This window comes from Actinomadura sp. 3N407 (assembly GCF_052245875.1).
Classification (GTDB): domain Bacteria; phylum Actinomycetota; class Actinomycetes; order Streptosporangiales; family Streptosporangiaceae; genus Spirillospora.
On record NZ_JBQQBP010000001.1, the window covers coordinates 15715 to 36797 of the forward strand.

Genomic DNA, 21083 nt, shown 5'->3' on the forward strand with positions numbered 1-21083 from the left:
CCGAAGGCGTAGCTCAGTCGCTGAGGAGCGTGTCACGCCATCCGGGGTCGGTGGTGAGGACGGTGAGGCGCTGCGTCGCGCGGGACACGGCGACGTAGAGGACGCGCAGCCCGCGCGGGGACTGGGCGGCGATGGTCTCCGGCGCCACGATCACCGCGGCGTCGAACTCCAGGCCCTTGGCCTCAAGGACGTCCAGGACCTGGACGCGTTCGGGGAGGTCGGCGGCGAGGCGCTCGCGGTCGGCGGCGGTCCAGGCGGGACCGGGGCCGGGGCCGGGGGCGCCGGGCGCCGGGGCCGCGGCGGGTGCCGCGGGGTCGTCGAACAGGGTCTCCTGCGCGTCCGGCGCGTCCGCGGGGCGGGGCTCCTCCAGCGGCAGCGGGACGATGAGGCCGATGGTGCCCTCGACCTGTCCGAGCTGCTCCTCGGCCGCCTCCCACGCGGCGGCGACGCCGAGGTCGGGGACGACGCGGACGACCGGGTCGATGCCGGAGGTGCGGACGGCGCGGGCCGGGCGGGCGTCGGGCAGCGCCACCGCGAGCACCCGCGCGGACACGGCGGCGATCTCGGTGGAGTTGCGGTAGTTCGTGGTGAGTTCGTACTCGTGCCGGGTCCGGGCGGAGGCGGCCCCGCGGGTGCGGCGGCGGCCCCGCGCCGGTCCCCGGGCGGCGGACCGTTCGCCGCCGAGCGCGGCCTCCATGGCCCCCCGGGCGGCGTCGAGGTCCTCCCAGGCGCTCTGGGCGGGGTCCTCCACGATCGTCCAGCTGGCCTGGCGCCCGCGGCGGCCCAGCATCCGCCACTGCATGGGGGAGAGGTCCTGTGCCTCGTCCACGACGATGTGCGCGTACTCGGGACGCTCCTCCACCACGCCGTCGTCCACGCGGCGCGACCGCTCAAGCCGCTCGATGGACGTGGTCAGCTCCTGCATCTCCGGCTCCCACGTCTCGTCTCCACCCACGTCCTCGCCGGTGAGGATGTTGACGCCGTCCACGACGAACGGGTCGTCCTCGGACGGCGCCCTGCGGCGGCGGGGCGGGCGGGGCGGGGAACCGAGCAGCGCGTCGAGCTCGTCGAGCAGCGCGACGTCCTGGTAGCTGAGGGGCGGGCCCTCCCCGGCCCAGGACTCGGCGAGCGGGGCGATGTCGGTGGGGTCGAGATCGCGTCCGGCGGCGCGGCGCAGCCGGGCGGGGTCGCCGAGCGAGCGCAGCACGTCCAGCGGGCGGCGGATCGGCCACCAGGCGACGAGGAAGTCGGTGAACGTGCGCTGCTCGCGGACCCGGGCGTCGAACTGGCCGCGCTTCGGGTCGCCGCCGTTCCGCTCGTTCCCGCGTGCGGGCTCCTCGTCGATCGACGCGAGGCCGTCCGCGGCCAGGATCGCGTTCCACAGGCCGGTTTCGGCGCCCTCCGCCGCCTCGGCCGCGTCCGGGCCCCCGATGTCGGTGAAGCGGTCCCAGAGGGCGTCCAGGAGGAGTTCGGCGGCCCGGCCGCGCGCGGCGTTGACGCTGCCCCGGCTGCGCCGGTGGACCTCGCTCCTGATCCGGTCGAGGCGGGCCCGGTCCAGCGTCACGACGACGCCCTTGAACACCACGCGCAACTCGTCCGGGGCGCCGGGCGCGTGGTCGGTCACGGCGCGCCTCAGCACCGTCGCCATCGCGTCCGCGCCCTTGACCCGGGCGACGCGCGGGGGGTCGTGGACGGTCGCGGTGACGCCGTCGACGAGGTCGCCGAGCGAGCGCAGCGTCGCCGAGCCCTCGCCGAGCGACGGCAGCACCCGCTCGATGTAGGCGGTGAACCGGCGGTTCGGGCCGATGACCAGCACGCCCCGGGAGCCGAACCGCCGCCGGTGCCGGAACAGCAGGTATGCGACGCGGTGCAGGGCGACGGCCGTCTTGCCCGTGCCGGGCGCGCCGCGCACCAGGACCGTCCCGTCGGCGGGCGCGCGGATCACCTCGTCCTGCTCCCGCTGGATCGTCGCGACGATGTCGCGCATCTCGCCCTCGCGGGTGCGGGCGAGCGAGGCCAGGAAAGCGCCGTCGCCGACGATGGTCATCCCGTCGGCCGCGTCCGGGTCGAGCAGGTCGTCCTCCAGGTCGACGACCGTGTGCCCCCGCGAGTGCAGGACGCGGCGGCGGACGACGCCGCGCGGGTCCTCGGGGGTGGCGCGGTAGAAGTCCTCGGCGGCGGGCGCCCGCCAGTCGATCACCAGGGAGTCGTGCTCGCTGGTCCGCACGCCGATGCGGCCGATGTAGCGGACCTCGCGGGAGGTCAGGTCGAGCCGGCCGAACACCAGGCCGTCATCGGCGATGTCGAGGGCCTGGGCGCGCAGGGCGGCCTGGTGGACCATCGCGTCCCGGTCCACGAGTGAGCCCTTGGTCCCGGCCAGTGACTGGCGGTAGCCCTCGCGGATCAGGGCCTGGGCATCCGCGCGCATCTCCTCCAGGCGCGCGTAGGCGATGTCGACATGGCGCTGCTCAACGGCGATCTCTTGATCCTTGACCGTGCCGCCGGGGCCGGTCGGCCGCCCGGTGACCTGGGACGACATGCAGGCTGCTCCTCGCACGTGTTTCACGCCGGGGACGTCCCCCGGCGCCCCGAAGGGGCGAAAGAGACAGCTTATTCGGTCCGTCCGACCTTCAGCGTGGTGCGGACGTTCCGGCAGGCGGGCGGCGCGCCAGCCGGGACGTGAAAAGCTCTCGGAGCGCGGCACCGGGAGCTTGGACGACGTGCACTTCCCCGGCGGGACGTGCGAGCGACCGGTCGATCGCGTCGAGCAGGAGGCGCGGCGGGAGCCCTGGCGGCACGACGCAGCAGCGGAACGTCACACCGCGCCCGCTGTGCTCCGCCCAGAGCGCGTCGGCGTACGCGGCGACGGCGGCGGAGGCCGCGGCACCGGCCGACGCGCCCGGCACCGGGTGGTCCGGGCAGAGGATCATCTCGCCGCGCCCGCGTTCCAGCATGCCGGGCAGGGTCGCCCGCACGACGTGGACGGTGCCGAGGACGTCGGTCCGCAGAACGTGCTCCACCTCGTCCAGGGGCTGCTCCAGCGCGGGCGCCACCGGCGCGATCATGGCGGTGTGGACGACCCGCTGCACGGGGCCCGTCATCGCCACCACGTCCGCCACGGCCCCGGGGTCGGTGACGTCGCACGTCCGCACGTGCATGTTCGGGGAACGCAGCGCCGTCGCGGCCAGGCCGCCGGCGTCCGTGTCGACGGCGACGACGTCCCAGGCGGCCGCCGCCAGCCGCTGCGCCGCCAGCGCGCCGAGCCCGCGCGCGGCACCGGTCACCAGCGCCGTCCGCCTCATCCGCGCACCTCCTCGGCCGCCTCGAAGGTCATCGTGAGATGCCCGACGGTGCTCGTGCTCAGCGCCCGTGCCCGGTCCAGGCCCAGGCCGCGCAACTCCTCCGCCACCGGATGGTCGCCGAGGACGACCTTCGCGCCGCCCGGACGCATCCGCACATCGGACGGCGTGACCGTCCACGGCGTCCGGCGTGTGACGCCGTCCATGCACGAGTAGGCCTCGACGCTGGGCGCTCCGGCACCGCCCGGGAGCGGCGCGCCCGGCTTGACCGCCACCTCGATCGCGGTACGGCCGCCGAGCCGCACGGCGCACCGCTTCACGCGCCCGGCCAGGTCCATGGGGATGTCGGCGATCTCCTTCGGGAAACCCCAGATCGTCCGCCCGGCCTCAAGGGTGAACTCCTGGTTGACGGGCAGCCAGTGGATGAACGCCCCGGCGCCCGCCATTCCGCGCAGCCGCCCGAGCGTCCCGGACGGCGGCGCCGAGCCCGGCGGCCGGACCAGGAACGCGACGGCGAACTCGTGATAGGGCCCGAGATCCCCGTCCGCGTACCGGACGAACGCCAGCGAGCAGACGGCCTTGCCCGGCAGCGGCTCGGCGACGTCGAGGCCGGAGTAGGCGATGACGGCCTGCGCCGCGCCGGCGGGCACGGCGAACATCGCCGACGCCACCGCGGCGTCGCGGATCCGGACCGGCAGGTCGACCTGTTCCCCTTGGATCGCATGGGCATGTACGGCGCTTGTCACACCGCTTAGTAGAACAGGTTCTTGTTTTACTTCCAAGGACCGTGTCGAACCGCCTTGCTCAGCCCCGCTCGATGGCCGTCCTGATGCGGTCAAGGGTGGCGCGCATCCCGTCGCGGTTGACGGCGGCGCGCCGGTCGGCGGGCACACCGGTGAAGAGCCTGCCGAGCAGCGAGACGAACGCGGCGCCCCGGCCGTCGCGCCGCAGGTCCTCCCAGTACTCGGTGAGCCGGGTCCGGGGCGCGGACGGGTCGTCCGCGATGTTCTCGATGCGGAATCCCCACAGCGCCACCGGCATCCCGAAGCTCGACACCCGGAACGCGAACGCCTCTCCCGGCACCGCGGCCGTCACCTGGCACGTGGTGAACCACACGCGCCAGCCGATCCGGTTGAACCCGGCGAACCTCGTGCCCGGCGTGATGGCCCGGCCGCGGACCCAGACGGCGAACACCTCCGGGCTCCACTCGGCCATCCGCCGCGGATCGGCGATCGCTCCGTAGACGGCCGTCGCCCCCGCGCCGACGGTCACGCTCTCCTCGACCACCCACTCGCGTTCCATGGCCGAATCCTCCCACTTAATGACCGTACGGTCACACCAGGTGGGTGAAGAGCTCCGCGTTCTTCCGTTCGGTCGCGCGGACGCCCCGCACAAGGCAAGGTGGATGTCGTCCTTCAGGGGAGAAGCACAGAGGCACGTACGCGGAAGGAGGCGGCGCGGTCGTGGGCGGAAGCCGGCAGCGCCCCGGTGGCCGGCCGGAGTCCGTGGGCGGGGTCCGCGTGGCCCTCGGCCTGCTCTCCGGGGTGGTGGCCATCGCGCTCGTCGCCGTGCTCGTCGACCGGTTCGTCCTCGGCGCGGAGTGGTGGCAGGTGCGGCACACCGTGACCGCCGAGCCCGTCACGCCGCAGCGCGAGGTGGGCCCGCCGCCGGGTCCGCTCACGGTGAGCTGGGAGCACACGACGCGGACGCACCACGGGTCCGTCGCGGGCTACGACGGCGTCGCCTACGCGGTCGCGCAGGGGCAGGTGGTGACGGCGTCCGGGCGCGGCCTGGAGGTCCGGGACGCGCGGACCGGCGCGGGCCGCTGGAGCTATCGCCGCTCCGGGTGGACGATGCTCGGCTGGGCGTCCACCCGGTCCCGGCTGTTCGGCTACTTCGAGCGGGACGGCGAGCGCGGCGACCGGCTGATCATCGCGTTCGACGCGCTGTCGGGCGGGCTGCTGTGGCGGCGCGAGGGGCTGCGTCCCGCCGCGGTCTCCCGGACGACGCTGCGCTGGCCCGCCGGGTCGGACGTCCTGCTCACCACCGACGACGACCGCCGGACCCTGTTCGGCGTCTCGGCGGTGACGGGCAACCGGGCGTGGCGGCGGCCGCTGCCGCGCGGCTGCCGGCTGTTCGAGGGCGGCGCGCGGCCGTCCGCCGGGCGGGAGAAGCTCGCGGCGCTGGCCCTGGACTGCACCGGCGGGGAACGGCACAGCCGGCTGCTGGCCGTCGAGCCGGGCAAGGGCGCCGTCCGCTGGGAACGGCGGCTCGGCTCCAAGGAGTCGCCCGAGGTGTCGATGCTGGACGGCGTGACGCTGGCCTCGGACGGGACGGCGCTGCGCGCCTTCGACGCCGACGGCGAGCAGTTCGGCGCCTGGAGGGGCGACGGGGTGTGCGGCGACACCATGTGCCCGGCCGTGCTGCGGTCGGACCGGCTCGTGATCGTCTACCACCCGGACGGCGCGAAGCGCGGCGAGACCCGCATGGAGGCGATACGCGTGCCGTCCGGCAAGGTCGAGTGGTGGCAGGAGTCGCCCGCGTACGCGGCGCTCGCGCAGGCGGGCGGCCATGTGTTCGCGCTGCGTCCCAGGTTGTCGGAGCGGCTGCTGCCGGCGGCCGTCGACATCGTCGAGCCCGGCGACGGGCACACCACGACCGCGCCCGCGCCGATCTCGATGAACCCCGACCTGCCCGGCCCGCGGCCGTGGCTGGCGGCGGCGGGCGGGCTCCTGTACGCGGCCGTCCCGCAGGCGGCGCCGCGTCCGGACGGCGCCGCGCGGCTGGTCGCGCTCCGCGGCGGGCTCGCGGGCACCGGCCCGGCCGGGCTGGGCGGGGTACCGGAGGCGGACTGGCCGGACGCCTGCTCCCTGCTGGAGAAGCCCGACCTGGTCGCGGCGCGCGTGGCCGGCCACGTCGCCGAGCCCGCCACCGCGACCGCGGGCCCGGTCCGGCTGCCGCGCCCGGTGTCGTGCAGGTACGAGCCGCGGGACGAGGACGAGGACGATGACTCCGACGACGAACCGGAGGGTGAGGAGCCGAAGCGGACGGAGTCGGCCGCCCCGCGACCGGCCACACCCGAACCGACCGTGTCGGATCCGACGGCGTCCGAACCGACGGCGTCCGAACCGGCCGGGCCCGAGCCGGCCGGGTCTCGGCCGGCCGGGACGGAATCCGCCGGGACGATGTCCCCGACGGCCGACCCCGGGGAGGACGGCGAGACGGCGCGGACCGTGGGCGGCTTCACCGTCAGCGTCCGCTGGGTGGCCAGGACCGACCACGAGGCGTCGCGGATGCTGGACGCCCTCCAGGCCACGCAGGCGAAGGCCCGCAAGCGGCGCGACATCGGCGCGGACGAGGCGTACGAGATCGGCCCGACCGCCGGCATGATCGCCCTGCGCGTCGGCCGGTACGTCCTGGTGGTCGAGGCCGACCGCCCGCCGGGCGTCGCCGCGCGCCTGGCCCGTTCCGTCGCCTACCGCCTGCACCACCCGTCCTGACCCACCGTCCGGCTCCTGGCGGGCGCCGGGGGCGGCTCAGTACTCGGGGACGGGCTCGGGCTCCGACACCGGCTCCGGGACGGTGACGGGGGAGCGGCCGGCCCACGCTTCGAGCTGGGCGACGAAGCGCTCGGCGTGGACGGGCCAGTGGAACCGCTCGCGGGCGGCGCGGTGGCCGCGTTCGCCGAGGCCGGTGCGCAGCTCCGGGTCGTCGCGCAGCCGCAGCACGGCCTTGGCGGCGGCGGCCGGGTCGCCGAACGGGACGATCAGCCCGCAGTCCGCGGGTTCGACGATGTCCACGGCGGGCGGGTTGGGCGTGGTGATGACCGGGATGCCGCGGGCCATGTACTCGACGACCTTGGTCGGCATCGAGTGCCGGTAGTTGGGCTCGTCGTGCAGCAGCGCCAGCCCGGCCATGGCGCCCTCGGCGATGCGCAGCGCCCGGTCGTTGGGGACGAACCCGTACCAGCGCAGGATCCCTTCGCGCTGCGCGCCCCGGAGCGCGTCCTTGACGTCGGCGTCGGCCGCCCCGATCAGTTCGACGAGGATGCCCTTGTCGGCCAGCGAACCGGCCATCTCGATCATGTCGAGCGCGCCGCGCGCCCGGGACAGCTGCCCGACGTAGACGGCGCGGCGGCCGTCCGGCCGTCCCGGCGGCACGTCGGAGACGTAGGTGGTGTTGGGCACGACGGGATGTTCTTCGCGGAACCGGGCCCGGTAGCCCTCCTCGGCGAGCAGCAGGCGGTGCCGCCGTTCGCTGCGCCGCTCCAGGCGGTGGACGGCGGGGCGGAGCACGGGACGCGCCGGCGCGGGCACCCAGCCTTTGGTGCTGAGGGCGGCGGCGGTGTCCTCGTGGACGTCCCACACGACGGTCCGCTCGCGTACCTCGCGGGGGAGGGACACGAGGAGTTCGGGGTCGTGCAGGAGGATCACGTCGGCGTAGGCGGCGTGCTCGGTGAGGGCCCGGTGGGCGGCGCGCAGGGCCCGGAGGCGGCGCCGTCCGGTGGCGCGCGGGACGTCCACCGGGCTGATCTGCCGCCACGGTGTCGCATTACATGCCCGAAATGGAGCGATATATGTGACTTCATGGCCGGCATCGAGCAGCGCGCGTATCTGCCGGTGCAGAATGCGCGCGTCCTCGGGATGGTGCACCACCGTGCAAACGCAGACCCGCATTACTCTCACTCCGGTCCGAATCAGTGCTTACGGCCGAGTCTCGGATGCCGATGGAAATTGCCGATGAATTCCCGCTGTCCCTGACATGGACGCCGCCGGGCGATTCGTCCCCGTGTGCTAAGGGGAAGCCGCCGCCCAGTGCCGAGCCGCGCTCACCTGCGGGACGCCGCCCTTTTCGAGGCCGCCGGTGAGGGCGGCTCGCCGCGACTCAACGGGTCCTGCGGGCGGGTCAGAGAAGCTCGACCGTGTCCTGCTGGGCGTTGCGGGTCCGGCCGCGGGTGTCGAACAGCAGCGGCGCGTGGCGTGTCAGCGTCGCGGCGTCGTAGGCGGTGTGGTCGGCGAGGACGATCGCCAGATCGGCCGCCTCCAGCGCCGCGCGCAGATCCTCTCCGGCGTTCGCGACCTGCGTCCCGTCGACCTCCCAGGACGAGACGAACGGGTCATGGAACGACAGATCGGCACCGAGCCGTGCCAGCCGCCGCGCCACCGGGCGGGCCGGCGACTCGCGCTGGTCGGCGATGTCGGCCTTGTAGGTGACGCCGAGGAGCAGCACCCGGGCGCCCTTCAGCGCGCGGCCCTCCCGGTTGAGGAGCTGCTGCGCACGCTCCACCACATACCGGGGCATCCGATCGTTGATCTCCTGGGCCAGCTCCACGAACCGGAACGGGTAACCCAGCGAGCGGACCTTGTACGACAGGTAGTTCGGGTCGATCGGGATGCAGTGCCCGCCGACGCCCGGCCCCGGCCGGAACGCCTGGAACCCGAACGGCTTGGTCGCCGCGCAGTCGATCGCGTCCCACAGGTCGATGCCCAGCTCGTTGCAGAACACCGCCATCTCGTTGACCAGCGCGATGTTGACGTGCCGGTAGGTGTTCTCCAGCAGCTTGGCCATCTCGGCCTCGCGGGTGCCCTTGGCCTGCACGACCCGGTCGACGAACTTGCCGTAGAACGCCGCCGCCGCCGACGCGCACGCCGGGCCGAGCCCGCCGACGATCTTCGGCGTGTTGCGCACCCCGTAGACCGGGTTGCCCGGGTCGATCCGCTCCGGCGAGAAGGCCAGGTGGAACTCGTCCCCGGCGACCAGGCCGGACGTCTCCAGGATCGGCCGGACGACCTCCTCGGTGGTGCCGGGGTAGGTGGTCGACTCCAGCACCACCAGCGTCCCCGGCTCCAGGTGCCGGGCGACCGTCTCGGCCGCGCCGCGCACCGCGGTGAGGTCGGGGCCGCCCTCGGGCGACAGCGGCGTCGGCACGCAGATGACCACGGTGCGGGCGCCGTCCAGGATGTCCTCCTGCAGGCTCGGGACGAACCCGGCCTCCAGCATCTGCTCTGCCTCGGCCGGCGAGACGTCGTCGATGTGCGACAGCCCGGCCTTGAGCCCGGCGACCACGCGTGCGTCGCGGTCGAGGCCGCCGACCCGCAGGCCGGCCCGGCAGGCCTCCCGCACGAGCGGCAGTCCCACGTAGCCGAGTCCGATGACCACCAGATCCACGCCGGTGGCTCCCTTCGAGCGTTTAGGTGAGGGCGTAGGCGGCTCGGTATCCGGCCGTCACGGCGCGCCAGGTGCGTTCCGCTCGGACCCATTCCCGGGCCGACTGCCCGATTTTCTGCCTTCTTTCCGGACTGTAAGCCAGGTCTTCCAGGCAATTCGCCCATGCTTCCGGGTCTTCCGGAACTGTTAACGCGCCGGTTACGCCAGGTTCCACAATTTCGCGAAGTGCCCCGACTTCACTGGCTATGACCGGGAGTCCCCCGGCCATCGCCTCGATCGGCTTGAGAGGCGTCACCAACTGGCAGACCCGGTCCGCCCGGCGCGGAACCGCGAACACATCGAGGACGGCGTGGAATCGGCGAACCGACCCCATCGGCACCCGGCCGGTGAACACGGCGTGAACGCCGTGCCCGGCCGCGCGCCGTTCGAGCGCGCCGCGTTCCGGGCCGTCGCCGACCAGCAGCAGCGTGACGGGCGCGCCCCGGTCGCGCAGCAGCGCCGCCGCGTCGATGAGCGTGTCGATGCCCTCGTAGCCGTAGAACGACGACGTGAGGCCGACGACCGGCGCGCCCTCCGGGATTCCGAGGCGTTCACGCAGGTCGCCGGGGTCCGGGAGCGGCTCCAGGAACGCCTCGTCCACACCGTTCGGCACCGTGAAGATCTTGTCCTCGGGGACGCCGCGCGCCGCGATCTCCGCCCGCATGGCCTCGCCCAGCGTCACGACCGCGTCGGCCTCGGCCATGCGGCGCGTCTCCAGCTCGCGGGTCAGCCGGTAGAAGTCGTCCGTCTCGCTGTGCGCCGGGTCGCGCGACAGCCAGGAGTCCTCCAGGAATCCGCGGACCTCGTACACGACGGGCAGCCCGTGCCGCCGGCCCAGCTCCAGCGCGACGGCCGCGTTCAGATGGTTGCTGACCGCGTGCAGGACGGACGGCCGCAGCTCCTCGACCAGTCGTCCGGCCAGATCGGCGCCCTTGCCGACGGCTTGGACCGGATCGGCCGGCGGCAGCCAGGGGAGCAGCCGGTGGTACGGGACGCCCTCGACGTCCACCCGGGCCCGCGCGTCGCCGGCGCCCTGGCTGAGCGGGTACCCGAGCCGCGTCACCACGTGCGTGTCGAGACCCGCCTCCCGCTGGGCGTGGGCGATCCGGTGCGTCCGGACGGTGTAGCCCGCGTTCGTGCAGGGCAGGGCGTTCGTCACGAACTGCAGGACCGTCTTCCCGGCCGGCGCGGCGCCGCGCGCGCGAGGAGGCGGCGACTGGGCCAGCAGGCGGCGCAGGTCGGCCGTCTCCCGCCGGACGTCCCGGGGCTCCGGGACGACGAGCCGGGAGCGCCGCAGCCGGGCGCCGGGCGGGGTACGGGCGAGCAGCCGGACGGCCAGCCGGGACGCGCGGCCGGGATCGTCCCTGACCTGCCGCCAGGCGAGCCCCGCCAGATAGACGGGCTTTTTTGTGAGCACGGCGGGCGAGCGTAGGCAACCCCGATGAACAGAAGGGAAATTGTGTTGGGACCCATCGTGCACGTTCTCGGGGCGCGGCCGAACTTCGTCAAGGCCGCCCCGGTGATCAACGCGCTGCGCGCCGCGGGCGCCGAGCAGACGGTGATCCACACCGGCCAGCACTACGACGCCCGGATGTCGGAGATCTTCTTCGACGAGCTGGGGCTGCCCGAACCCGACGTCAACCTCGGCGTCGGCTCCGGCGGGCACGCCGAGCAGACCGCCGCCCTGCTCGTCGGCCTGGAGAAGGAGTTCACGAGCCGTTCACCCGCACTCGTCATCGTGTACGGCGACGTGAACTCGACCATCGCCGCCGCCCTCGTCGCGGCCAAGCTGCAGATCCCCGTCGCCCACGTGGAGGCCGGGCTGCGGAGCTTCGACATGTCCATGCCGGAGGAGGTCAACCGGCGGATCACCGACCAGCTCTCCGCGCTGTGCCTGGTCACCAGCCCGGAGGGGATCGGGCACCTGGCGAACGAGGGCGTCCCGGTCGAACGCGCGCACCTCGTCGGCAACCCGATGATCGACACGCTGCTGGCGAACCTCGGCTCGTTCGACACCGGCGCGGTGCGGGAGGCGCACGGGCTGCCCGGACGGTACGTCCTGGCGACCATGCACCGGCCCGCGAACGTGGACGCCCCCGGGACGGCGGCGGCCCTCGTCCGGCACCTGCACGGCGTCGCCGACCTCGCCGACCTGGTCATCCCCGTCCACCCGCGAGGCCGGGCGAACCTGCTGGCCGCCGGGCTCGGCGACCACGCCGGCGTGCACATCCTGGAGCCGCTCGGGTACATCGACTTCATCGCGGCGGTGCGCGGGGCGGCGGCTGTCGTCACGGACTCGGGGGGCCTGCAGGAGGAGACGACGATCCTCGGCGTGCCGTGCCTGACCGTCCGGCCCAACACCGAACGGCCCATCACCATCACCCACGGCACGAACCGCCTCGTCACCTTCGAGGAACTGGTTCCCGGGGTGCGCAAGGTCCTTGAGTCGGGCGCGGGCGCGGGGGACCGCAAGCCGCCGCTCTGGGACGGCCACGCCGGCCCCCGCATCGCAGACGTGATCATGGAGTATCTGGGTGAGTGACGAGGCCAAGAACGTCAAGGCGTACCAGCAGCTCGGACGGCTGAAGTCCACGCTGCGGGAACGCGAGGCGCGCGTCGCGGAACTGGAGAAACAGCTCGCCTCGCTGGAGAGCTCGACGGCCCTGCAGTTCGGGCGGCTCGTCGCCGGCGCCGCGCGCAACCCCAAGCGCGGCCGGCGGCTGCCCAAGGAGCTTTACCGGCTCTGGCGTACCCGGAACGCGCCCACCGCGGCATCGAAATCCGCCGCCGGCGGCGGCCAGCCCGACCGCATCGACCGTCCCGAGAACCACCTGCTCGTCGCCGGGCCCTGCGACCGCCTGATCATCGCGGGCATCGTCGGCCCGCGCATGGCCTCGCGGCTCGCCGAGCACGCCAAGGTCGTCCCGCTGTACCCGCACGACGCCGCGATCGCCCTCGACCGGGCGGACGTGGACATGGTCGTCGTGGACGCGGCGGCCGGCGAACCCGGCGGACCCTGGGCGTACCTGGGCGTCCCCGGCATGTACGACCGGGACGCCGCACTGCACGACGTCCGGACGATCGCGGCCGCCCGCTCGCTTCCGCTCGTCCTGTGCGGCGAAGCGCCACCCGCCACCCTGGCATGCCTGACCTGGGACGCCAGGCTCGCGGACGGCGCCACCGACCCCGGCCGGCTCGCCGGACTCCTTGAACCGGCGCGGTTGCCGGGGGGTGTGGAGGGTCGTCCCCCCACACCGGATTCAGACCACTGAAAGGAACCACCGTGCGACCACGTGCCCTCGTCTACGGCGACGTCGATCTCAACATGATCGACGGATCGGCGATCTGGGCCCAGGGCATGGTCCAGGCCCTCGCCCGCGCCGGCTGCGAGGTGACCCTGGTCCTCAAGGCCCCCATCCGGACCGGACGCCTCGTCGACCCGCTGCGCGCCCTGCCCGGCGTCACCGTCCGCAGCCCGCACGCCGAAGGCATGTTCGACGGCCTCCTCGTCCCGCGGCACGCCGCGACGATCCTCGCCCGCATCGACGCCGAGGAACAGCGCGCCTCAAGCGGGGACGGCCGCCCCGGACACGGGTTCGACCTGGTCGTCGTCCGCGGCCGCCGCCTCGCGGCCAAACTCGCCGCGGGCCCCCTGGCCGGACGGCTGTGGACGTACCTGACCGACGTCCCGCAGTCCGCCGCCGAGTTCACCGCGTCCGCCAAGGGGGAACTGCGCCGGATCGCCGACGCCTCCCGCGTGCTGCTCTGCCAGACCGAGGAACTCCGCGGTTTCCTGGAAGGCGCCGTCCCCGCCACGGCCGGCAAGAGCGTCCTGTTCCCGCCCGTCGTCGTCCTCCCGGACGGCCTGGAGGCCCGCCCCGCCGGGGCACCGGACCGCCGCGCGCTCCGCCTCATCTACACCGGCAAGTTCGCGCCGCGCTGGAACACCTACGAGATGACCTCCCTGCCGCGCCTCCTCGCCATCCGCGGCGTCGACGCCGAACTCCACATGGTCGGCGACAAGATCCACGACGATCCCGCCGACCCGGGATTCGCGTCCCGGATGCGGACCGCGCTGGAGACCGGCGAGGGCGTCGTCTGGCACGGCGGCCACCCCCGCGCCGAGGCGATGCGGCTGACGGCCGCCTCCGACGTGGGCCTCTCCTGGCGGCACCCCGAGATGGACGCGAGCCTCGAACTGTCCACGAAGGTCCTGGAATGCGGCACCCTGGGGGTCCCGGTCGTCCTGAACCGGACCCCTATGCACGAACGCCTCCTCGGCGCCGACTACCCCCTGTTCGCCGCCACCGAAGCCGACGTCCTGGACTCCCTGGCCCTCATCGGCAAGAACCCCGACGTCTTCAGCCTCGCCGTGGACCGCTGCCGGTCGGCCGCCGCCGAGTTCACCCTGGACGCCGCCGCCGACCGCCTCCGCACCTACCTGTCCCGGACCTTCCCGGAACCGTCCGAAGCCGTCCTGTCCGTGAAGGCCCGGCGGCTCCGCGTGGGCGTCGCGGGCCACGACCTGAAGTTCTTCAGCCGCCTGCTCGACTACCTGCGTTCACGTCCCGACATGGAGGTCCGGGTCGACCACTGGGCCGCGTTGAAGGCCCACGACGAGAAACGCAGCCGGGACATGGTCGACTGGGCCGACGTCGTCATCTGTGAATGGTGCGGCCCAAACGCCCTCTGGTACGCGAACCACAAACGCCCGGACCAGCGCCTCGTCGTCCGGCTGCACCGCTTCGAGCTCTACGCGCACTGGCCGAAACAACTGAAGATCGACGCCGTCGACGAGGTCATCTGCGTCAGCCCCCACTACACCGGCCTGACCCGCGAAATCACCGGCTGGCCCGCCGAGAAGGTCGTCACCGTCCCCAACTGGGTCGACGACGCCCAGCTCGACCGCCACAAGCTGCCCGGCGCCGAACACCACCTCGGCATGATCGGCATCGCGCCGTCCCGGAAACGCCTGGACCTGGCCCTCGACGTCCTCGAAGAACTCCGCCGCGACGACCCCCGCTTCACGCTCTTCGTCAAGTCCAAGCTCCCCTGGGAGTACTGGTGGATCTGGCAGAAGGACGAAGAACGCGCCTACTACGAAGAGGTCTTCCGCCGCATCCGCCGCTCCCGTCTCCTTTCAGGCGGCGTCGTCTTCGACTCCTACGGCCGCGACGTGGCGTCCTGGCTTCGCCGCATCGGTTTCGTCCTTTCCACCAGTGACGACGAAAGCTTCCACCTGGCCCCCGCCGAAGGCATGGCCTCCGGCGCCGTCCCGGCGTTGCTGCCCTGGGCGGGCGTCGAAACCATCTACGACCGGCGCTGGATCCACGAGACCCCGTCCGCCATGGCCGCGTCCATCGCGACGACCGTCTCCGAGGGCCGCTGGGAAACGGACCGGACCCTGGCCCGCAGCCAGGTCACAACGGCCTATGGCCTGGACGAGGTCTGCCGCCGATGGACGGCCCTCCTCGCCAAGTAGCGGGCGTCCCCATCCGGCCGGCTACCCGGGCCGGGGGATGGAGGCGAACTGCGACATGCCGAGCCAACCGGACACCGCCCGTCGGAGCGCCTCCGGCCCTCCGACTTCGAGCACACCGGACCGCAGCGCGTCCTCCCACCGGATGTCGCCGCGCCATATCAGGACCATGTCGCGCAGGCCGGTGGTCACCGTCACCGCCACCTCGTAGCCGGGGTCCGTGTCGCAGACGTCGGCCCCGCCGGACGTGAGCACGAGCCACCAGTGGCGGTCCCGGGCGGGGACGTCCGGGAAGTCGAACCGGACCACCGTCCGCCCGTCCGGGACGGCGTCGCAGACGATGTTGCGGCGCACGTCCCACATCAGCAGCTTCGGGTCGAGGTCCCGGTCGCCGATCTCCCCGACCCAGCGGACGCCCCACACGGCGAGCGCCTCGACCACCGGCCGCAGCTCCTCACCCGCCGCGGTCAGGACGTACCTGGCGTCGTTCCCGTCGACCCTCTTGTCCACGACACCGGCGCGAATCAGCTGGTTCAGCCGCTTGGACAGCAGGGTCGGGGACATGCGAGGCACACCGCGGCGCACCTCGTTGAATCGCTCGCTCCCGGACAGCAGCTCCCGGATGATCAGCAGCGTCCAGCGCTCGTCGAGCAGTTCCATCGCCTTGGCGACGGGGCAGAACTGGTAATAGGAGGCCCCCATACGTCGCAGGCTAGAACGCCGCCGCCCCCGCCACCAGTACAGATCCTGTACTAGGAGCCGGTCCGGCCCGCGCCTAGCGTGGTTCGCACGACACGAGGGGAGCCGTCAATGGGGGACACGATCGACAAGGTCAAGGCCGGTCACCGCAAGATGTGGGCGCTCGGGGACTACCCGACGCTGGCCGCCGAGATCATCTGGGACCTGGGCGGGGTCCTGGTCGACGCATCGGGCGTGGGGAGCGGCGCCCGGGTGCTGGACATCGCCGCGGGTTCGGGCAACGTCGCGATCGCCGCCGCGCTCGCCGGCGCGGACGTGGTGGCCAGCGACCTGACACCGGAGCTGCTGGAGGCCGGACGCAAGGAGGCCGCGCGGCACGACATTCACCTGGAGTGGCGGGAGGCCGACGCCGAGGCGCTGCCGTTCGCCGACGCGGAGTTCGACGCCGTCCTGTCGTGCGTGGGCATCATGTTCGCCCCGCACCACCAGGCCGCCGCGGACGAGATGGTCCGCGTCTGCCGGCCGGGCGGCACGATCGGCCTGCTCAGCTGGACTCCGGAGGGCTTCATCGGCCAGATGCTCGCCACGATGAAGCCGTACGCGCCGCCGCCCCCGCCGGGCGCGCAGCCCCCGCCGCTCTGGGGCAGCCCCGACCACGTCGAGGCACTGCTCGGCGACCGGGTCACCGATCTCACGTTCCGCCGGAAGACGGTCCGGATCGACCTCTTCGAGACCCCCGAGGCCTTCCGCGACTACTTCAAGGCCCGCTACGGCCCCACCATCGCCGTCTACAACCACATAGCCGACGACCCCGAAAAGGTAGCCGCCCTCGACAAGGCCCTTGTCGACCTGGTCCGCCGCCACGACCAGGGCACCTCGAACGCGACCATCGACTGGGAGTACCTCCTGGTAACCGCCCGCCGCCGGCCCTGACCGCCTCACCACCCGGCCCGTTGCGCACGCCGAGCGCAACGGGCCGGGTGGTGAGCCATTCCGCGCTCCGGGTGACCCGCCGCGCCGGCGGATCCGCCAACGAACGGGCACTTGCCTCCCGATCAGTGCTGCGCGTTGGCACGCAGTCTTCGGTGCTGCGATGGGAGAAGAAAGACCACTGTAAGCAGGACCAACGAAACCGGAACTGCGATACGCACAGCGGTGAACTGGGCTGCGGAGGTGCCGACGCCGGGCAGAAGAATGCAGCTCAGTGCCGCAAAGCGAACGGCCAGGATCTCATCGAAACGCGTGGGCCCCAGCAGTGCGAGCAAGGGCAGGAACGTTGCGGCGTACCAGGGGTACTGCACAGGCGACATGATCACCGATCCGATGGCGAACGCCGCCACCGGATACAGGACCAGATCACCGGACACCGGAGCGTCGGTGCTGAGCCGCCACCACACGAGGGCGGCGACGATCAACGTCAATGCTCCCATGCTGATGGTGTAGAGCATCGGCCGCGCCATGAGCGCCGACGGTATCGGCAGGAACTGGTCGCCGTGCGAGAGCCGTTTGGTCAGCGATGCGACCGCCGACTCGCCGACGCTCAGATAAGCGGTTCCGGTACATGCCACGGCACCCGCCGCGCCGGAGACGAAAACCGCGGGACGGCGTAGGCACGCCAACCCCAGACCTAACACAGCCAGGGCAAAGGTCGCCTTAACCGAGACGGCGGCGCCCGCCAGGACACCTGCGGCCAATCCGGGCACGATGGCGCTCCACCGTTCGGGGCTGCGCCGGAGAACGTACACCGCGCCGATGAGCAGCGCCGCTGCGATGACGTCGGCGTGACCGCTGCCGACCATCCAGAACAGCACGAGCGGGTTCGCCGTCCACAGCACCGCCGCCCGCGCTCGCGCCGCGCGGTCGGGTGCGGTGAGCCGGTCGAGCATGACCGCCGTAGCCAGGAACGCCGCAAGGTGAATGGCCTTTAGCCAGAAGACGATCCATCCCATGGAGGAGCCGCCGAGCCATGCCGCGGCGGTGTGCACCCCGGTGGCCACAGGCCCGTAGACGGTGGGCTGATCGCCCCATGACCCCGGGCTCAGGATGCCTACCGGATCATCGCTGCCGCGCAGCTGGTTCGGGGTCATCGTGTAGGGGTCGAAACCGAGGTCGGTGATCCGGCCGTAGATCGCGTAGTTGAGGATGTCGACGGAGCCCGCTGGCGGCAGGACGGTCATCAGTACGGCGATGATCGTGCCGCCGACGAGCAGCAGTCGTGGGGGAATGCCGACCCGTCCGCGCCGCAAGGACCACAGCATGATCACGGTCCCGAGCCCGCCGCAGAGCGCGGCCGTCCCGGCGATCAGCGTCATAGTGTCGCGAGACAGTTCCATGTCCCAGGTCCGGAATGGCCCGTCCGCTCCCCAGCGCGCCACCAGGGCCGATGGCCCGGCGAGCATGCCGGCGATGAACACCGCAACACCGAGAGTCGCCAATCCCAACCCGGCATAGCTTGTTGCACGGCTCGTCCGCCCACCTTTGACGGGGATGCGTTCTTCAACGGCCGGATTGCCGGCCGAACGTAGGATCGACACGGCTGAACGGTAGCGGAAGTGACCGTTTTCTTGCCGGGGAATGTTCCTAATTCTCGTATTCCCAGGTCACACCGTATGCCGGGAAGATTTCAAGTTGCCGACGCACATGCCAACCCTCAGGTTTACACGCTGTCAGTAGTGCTTTGTGTGTGCGGAGTGACTGTGTTGCGATGGGGCTTTGGGGAAGTGAAGCGGTTCAGGGCTCGAGCTAGGTCGACCACCAGCGCAAACACGAGTCAAGTGGCTTGGCGAGGCCGGCGGGGAGGGGGCCGGGCTCCTGTGTCGCCTCTGGTGATGCTGTCCTGAAGCGGTCACTGATCTTGTCAAAGATGGATGCGCAGGTGATCTTGTGGGGGATTGTTTTTGGGATGACGCTGCCGATCTAGCGTTGCGGCGCCTTGTGAAGGAGCTTGTTCATGCGAGGCTTCGGTATTCGCCGAATTGCCGCAACCCTGTTCGCGCTGATTTTGGGCGCTGGTCTCATGTCCGCAGCCGGGCCTCCGCCGGCGGCTGCGCGGCAGCAGGCCGGGGCGGTTCCCGGGACCCCGCCGGAGGCGGGGCAGTGGTACAAGGTGCGTGGGCGACTGGTCGATGGGCAGACCATCACCGCAGGTACGACGCTAACGGTGAAGGTCACCGGCAGGCGGGGGATTCCAGCCTCAGACGTGGGATCAGTGGCCATCAACATCGCCGCCAAGGGCCTGAACGGAAACGGCCAGATCATTGCATATCCGTCCGGTGTGGCCATGCCGGATACCACGATGATGCGGTACCGCAGGACCCTGTACCACCAGAACCTGGTGTTCTTGAAAGTCGGCGCGGACGGCTATATCAAGCTGACCAACAACATGTCGTCGGATGTGATTATCTACGCGGATGCGCACGGCTATACAACATCGACGGCGGGCAGTACAGCTGGCTCCACGTTCGTCCCGGTCAAGCCAGAGCGAATCGGGAAGGTGACCGTCCCTGCCAACGGCACCGCCCAGGTGGCGCCGCTGGGCAAGGCGGGAATTCCCTCGTCAGGTGTGTCAGACGTGCTGTTCACCATGTCAGGCAAGAGCGACACCGCGGGCAAGCTGACAGTCTATCCTTCCGATGGTGTCCTCCCAGGTGACACCAACCTCGACTACGGACTGAACGTACTCGTCCAGAACCAGGTGATCGGACAGGTAGGCGCCGACGGCAAGCTTGAGATCGCCAATGCGGGAGCCAAGGCCATCACGGTTTCCCTGGACGCCGCCGGCTATTTCGCCACGCCGACGACGGCGGTCAAGGGAGCGGCCATCCATGCGATCACACCAGATCGGCTGGCCAACGATGTGAGAGTACCGGCGGGTGGCACGCACACGTTGGCGCCGCTTGGTCATGGAGGAGTTCCGACGTCTGGTGTCTCAGGCGTGTACCTGAACATTACGAACGTCCACTACGTGGGCAGTGGCGTTCTGCGGGTCTACCCAGCCGGTACGACTCCGGCGGAGACCCACGCGGTGACGTTCCAAGAAGCGATGGCTTACAGCGGTGCGCTGCCCGCGAAGCTCGGTGAAGACGGCAAGATCACCATCCTCAATGACGGATCGTCAGAGCTGCGTCTGTGGGTGGACCAGTTCGCTTACTTCAAGGAGCCCGTCACCGGGTGCACGAACCCTTCTCCGGCGACCGAGCAGGCAGCTTCACCGCCAAGCATCAGCATCGACAGCTACACACCGACCGCAGTGATGCAGTCGTCCCCCATCGGTGGCGCGTCACAGGGAGCCCTCCAGTTCGCTTACACCGACAACATCGGCCGGCTGCTGCACGGCACCGCGGACCCGGCCGCGCTCAGCCAGGTCCAGTGGACGGTCATCAACGACAATGAAGCGTTCACCGGTCAGCCGGCTCTTGGCGAGCAAAAGGACGGGCGCCTTCAGGTGTTGGCGCACAACACCGGTGGAAACGTTTGGACGAAGACGCAGGCCACCCGGTATCCGCCGGTGTGGGACTCATGGGTGAACGTGGAAAAGCCGATGGTCTCCCACGTCACGGTGACGCAGCAGGATGATGCTCTGGTGGCGTTTGCCGTGGACGCCGGCGGGACGTTGTGGGCGCTGCCGCAGTACGCGCCGAATGACGCCTACCAGGGGTGGATCGATTTGGGGATGACCGGGCTGTCGACGGCGAGTACGCCGGTGGCCGTTCCAGTCGCCGATGGAGTGCAGGTGTTCGCTCTGGACGCCGCCGGCACGTGGCGGACGGCGCTCTACGCGCGGGGAACCGTGTCTGAGTGCGCGTCCTTGAGCGGCCCCGGTTTCTCCGGGCAGGCCGCGGTCGTCTCCTATCCGGGCGACAGGCTGCGGATCTTCGTGCGGTCGGCTGACGGCCACATCCTGACCAAGATGCGGGACGGCTCGGGCAACTTCCCGCAGGAATGGGAGCAGGTCGGTGACCTCATAGCCGCGGGTTCGCCGTCAGCGCTGCTCAGCCCAGTCAGTGGCAAGACCGAGATCCTGGTCCGCGGCACGGACGACAAGATTCACAGCACTGGTGAGACGCTCCAAGGCACTGGCGACTGGCGCCCCTGGACCGACGCGCAGGGAGCATCGGACCCGTATGAGGCTGCGACGGACCCGACCGCGTTCGAGTACATGGGCACTAACGGGCCCACATGGGCCTTCCTGTTCCGCACCGACAACCAGGAAACGCGGATGTACATGCTGAACGTCGCCACGAACCTGCGGTCGGCGGGCACCACACCGAATTTCACTGGGCATTCGCTGCCCAAGCCTCCCGCTGCTCGCTGAGCGGTCTGCCCTGCCAGAACGGTTCCCCCTCGTCGTTCGGGAGTAGAGCATGGTGCGGCCGGACCGGCTTTTCATCGGTGCACGC

The 21083-nt window shown here is 71.6% G+C and carries 15 protein-coding genes; 6 read left to right on the forward strand and 9 right to left on the reverse strand.

The window, feature by feature from the left end:
• Window positions 1–13: 13 nt before the first annotated feature.
• From ACTWPP_RS00100 to ACTWPP_RS00115, 4 genes are all read right to left on the reverse strand, one after another.
• On the reverse strand, window positions 14–2539 hold the full coding sequence (locus tag ACTWPP_RS00100) for a HelD family protein (protein WP_443101926.1): 2526 nt from the start codon (window positions 2537–2539) through the stop codon (window positions 14–16).
• A gap of 91 nt (window positions 2540–2630) precedes the next feature.
• Window positions 2631–3302: an SDR family NAD(P)-dependent oxidoreductase gene (locus ACTWPP_RS00105; protein WP_443101927.1), complete on the reverse strand. Its 672-nt coding sequence runs from the start codon at window positions 3300–3302 to the stop codon at window positions 2631–2633.
• Entirely contained in the window at window positions 3299–4045 is a 747-nt protein-coding gene (locus ACTWPP_RS00110; protein WP_443101928.1) for an acetoacetate decarboxylase family protein, read from the reverse strand. Before ACTWPP_RS00110 ends, ACTWPP_RS00105 begins: the two co-directional genes overlap by 4 nt.
• Window positions 4046–4103: 58 nt before the next feature.
• Window positions 4104–4601, reverse strand: a complete 498-nt coding sequence (locus ACTWPP_RS00115; protein WP_443101929.1) for an SRPBCC family protein — start codon at window positions 4599–4601, stop codon at window positions 4104–4106.
• Between the two features lie 161 nt (window positions 4602–4762).
• Here ACTWPP_RS00115 and ACTWPP_RS00120 point away from each other — a divergent pair, with 161 nt between their 5' ends.
• Window positions 4763–6799, forward strand: coding sequence for an outer membrane protein assembly factor BamB family protein (locus ACTWPP_RS00120; protein ID WP_443101930.1), 2037 nt, complete (start codon window positions 4763–4765; stop codon window positions 6797–6799).
• A gap of 36 nt (window positions 6800–6835) precedes the next feature.
• Here ACTWPP_RS00120 and ACTWPP_RS00125 read toward each other — a convergent pair whose 3' ends face one another.
• From ACTWPP_RS00125 to ACTWPP_RS00135, 3 genes are all read right to left on the reverse strand, one after another.
• Window positions 6836–7975 (reverse strand): glycosyltransferase family 4 protein, encoded by a 1140-nt coding sequence (locus ACTWPP_RS00125; protein ID WP_443101931.1) that lies wholly within the window; start codon window positions 7973–7975, stop codon window positions 6836–6838.
• Between the two features lie 229 nt (window positions 7976–8204).
• Window positions 8205–9467, reverse strand: a complete 1263-nt coding sequence (locus ACTWPP_RS00130) for a nucleotide sugar dehydrogenase (protein WP_443101932.1) — start codon at window positions 9465–9467, stop codon at window positions 8205–8207.
• Window positions 9468–9489: 22 nt separating this feature from the next.
• Window positions 9490–10923, reverse strand: a complete 1434-nt coding sequence (locus ACTWPP_RS00135) for a glycosyltransferase family 4 protein (protein WP_443101933.1) — start codon at window positions 10921–10923, stop codon at window positions 9490–9492.
• Window positions 10924–10947: 24 nt separating this feature from the next.
• Between ACTWPP_RS00135 and wecB the strand changes: the two genes are divergently transcribed.
• Genes wecB through ACTWPP_RS00150 form a run of 3 tightly spaced genes read left to right on the forward strand, consistent with a single transcriptional unit; the run spans window position 10948 to window position 14988 of the window.
• Window positions 10948–12048 carry a non-hydrolyzing UDP-N-acetylglucosamine 2-epimerase gene (gene wecB, locus ACTWPP_RS00140; RefSeq protein WP_443101934.1) on the forward strand — a complete coding sequence of 367 codons (1101 nt, stop codon included), beginning with the start codon at window positions 10948–10950 and terminating at the stop codon, window positions 12046–12048.
• Window positions 12041–12778, forward strand: a complete 738-nt coding sequence (locus tag ACTWPP_RS00145; protein ID WP_443101935.1) for a hypothetical protein — start codon at window positions 12041–12043, stop codon at window positions 12776–12778. The genes wecB and ACTWPP_RS00145 overlap by 8 nt, the downstream gene beginning before the upstream one ends.
• A 53-nt stretch (window positions 12779–12831) precedes the next feature.
• Window positions 12832–14988, forward strand: a complete 2157-nt coding sequence (locus tag ACTWPP_RS00150) for a glycosyltransferase (RefSeq protein ID WP_443102698.1) — start codon at window positions 12832–12834, stop codon at window positions 14986–14988.
• 21 nt (window positions 14989–15009) lie between these two features.
• On the opposite strand, the gene ACTWPP_RS00155 is transcribed toward ACTWPP_RS00150, so the two are convergent.
• The gene (locus tag ACTWPP_RS00155; protein ID WP_443101936.1) at window positions 15010–15687 is read right to left on the reverse strand and encodes a winged helix-turn-helix transcriptional regulator; all 678 of its coding nucleotides are present in this window, start codon (window positions 15685–15687) and stop codon (window positions 15010–15012) included.
• 108 nt (window positions 15688–15795) lie between these two features.
• Between ACTWPP_RS00155 and ACTWPP_RS00160 the strand changes: the two genes are divergently transcribed.
• Window positions 15796–16617, forward strand: a complete 822-nt coding sequence (locus tag ACTWPP_RS00160; protein WP_443101937.1) for a class I SAM-dependent methyltransferase — start codon at window positions 15796–15798, stop codon at window positions 16615–16617.
• Between the two features lie 122 nt (window positions 16618–16739).
• Here the strand turns inward: ACTWPP_RS00160 and mptB are convergent, their stop codons facing one another.
• Entirely contained in the window at window positions 16740–18218 is a 1479-nt protein-coding gene (gene mptB / locus ACTWPP_RS00165; protein ID WP_443101938.1) for a polyprenol phosphomannose-dependent alpha 1,6 mannosyltransferase MptB, read from the reverse strand.
• 416 nt (window positions 18219–18634) lie between these two features.
• Between mptB and ACTWPP_RS00170 the strand changes: the two genes are divergently transcribed.
• Window positions 18635–20998 carry a hypothetical protein gene (locus tag ACTWPP_RS00170; RefSeq protein ID WP_443101939.1) on the forward strand — a complete coding sequence of 788 codons (2364 nt, stop codon included), beginning with the start codon at window positions 18635–18637 and terminating at the stop codon, window positions 20996–20998.
• The last annotated feature ends 85 nt before the right edge of the window (window positions 20999–21083 follow it).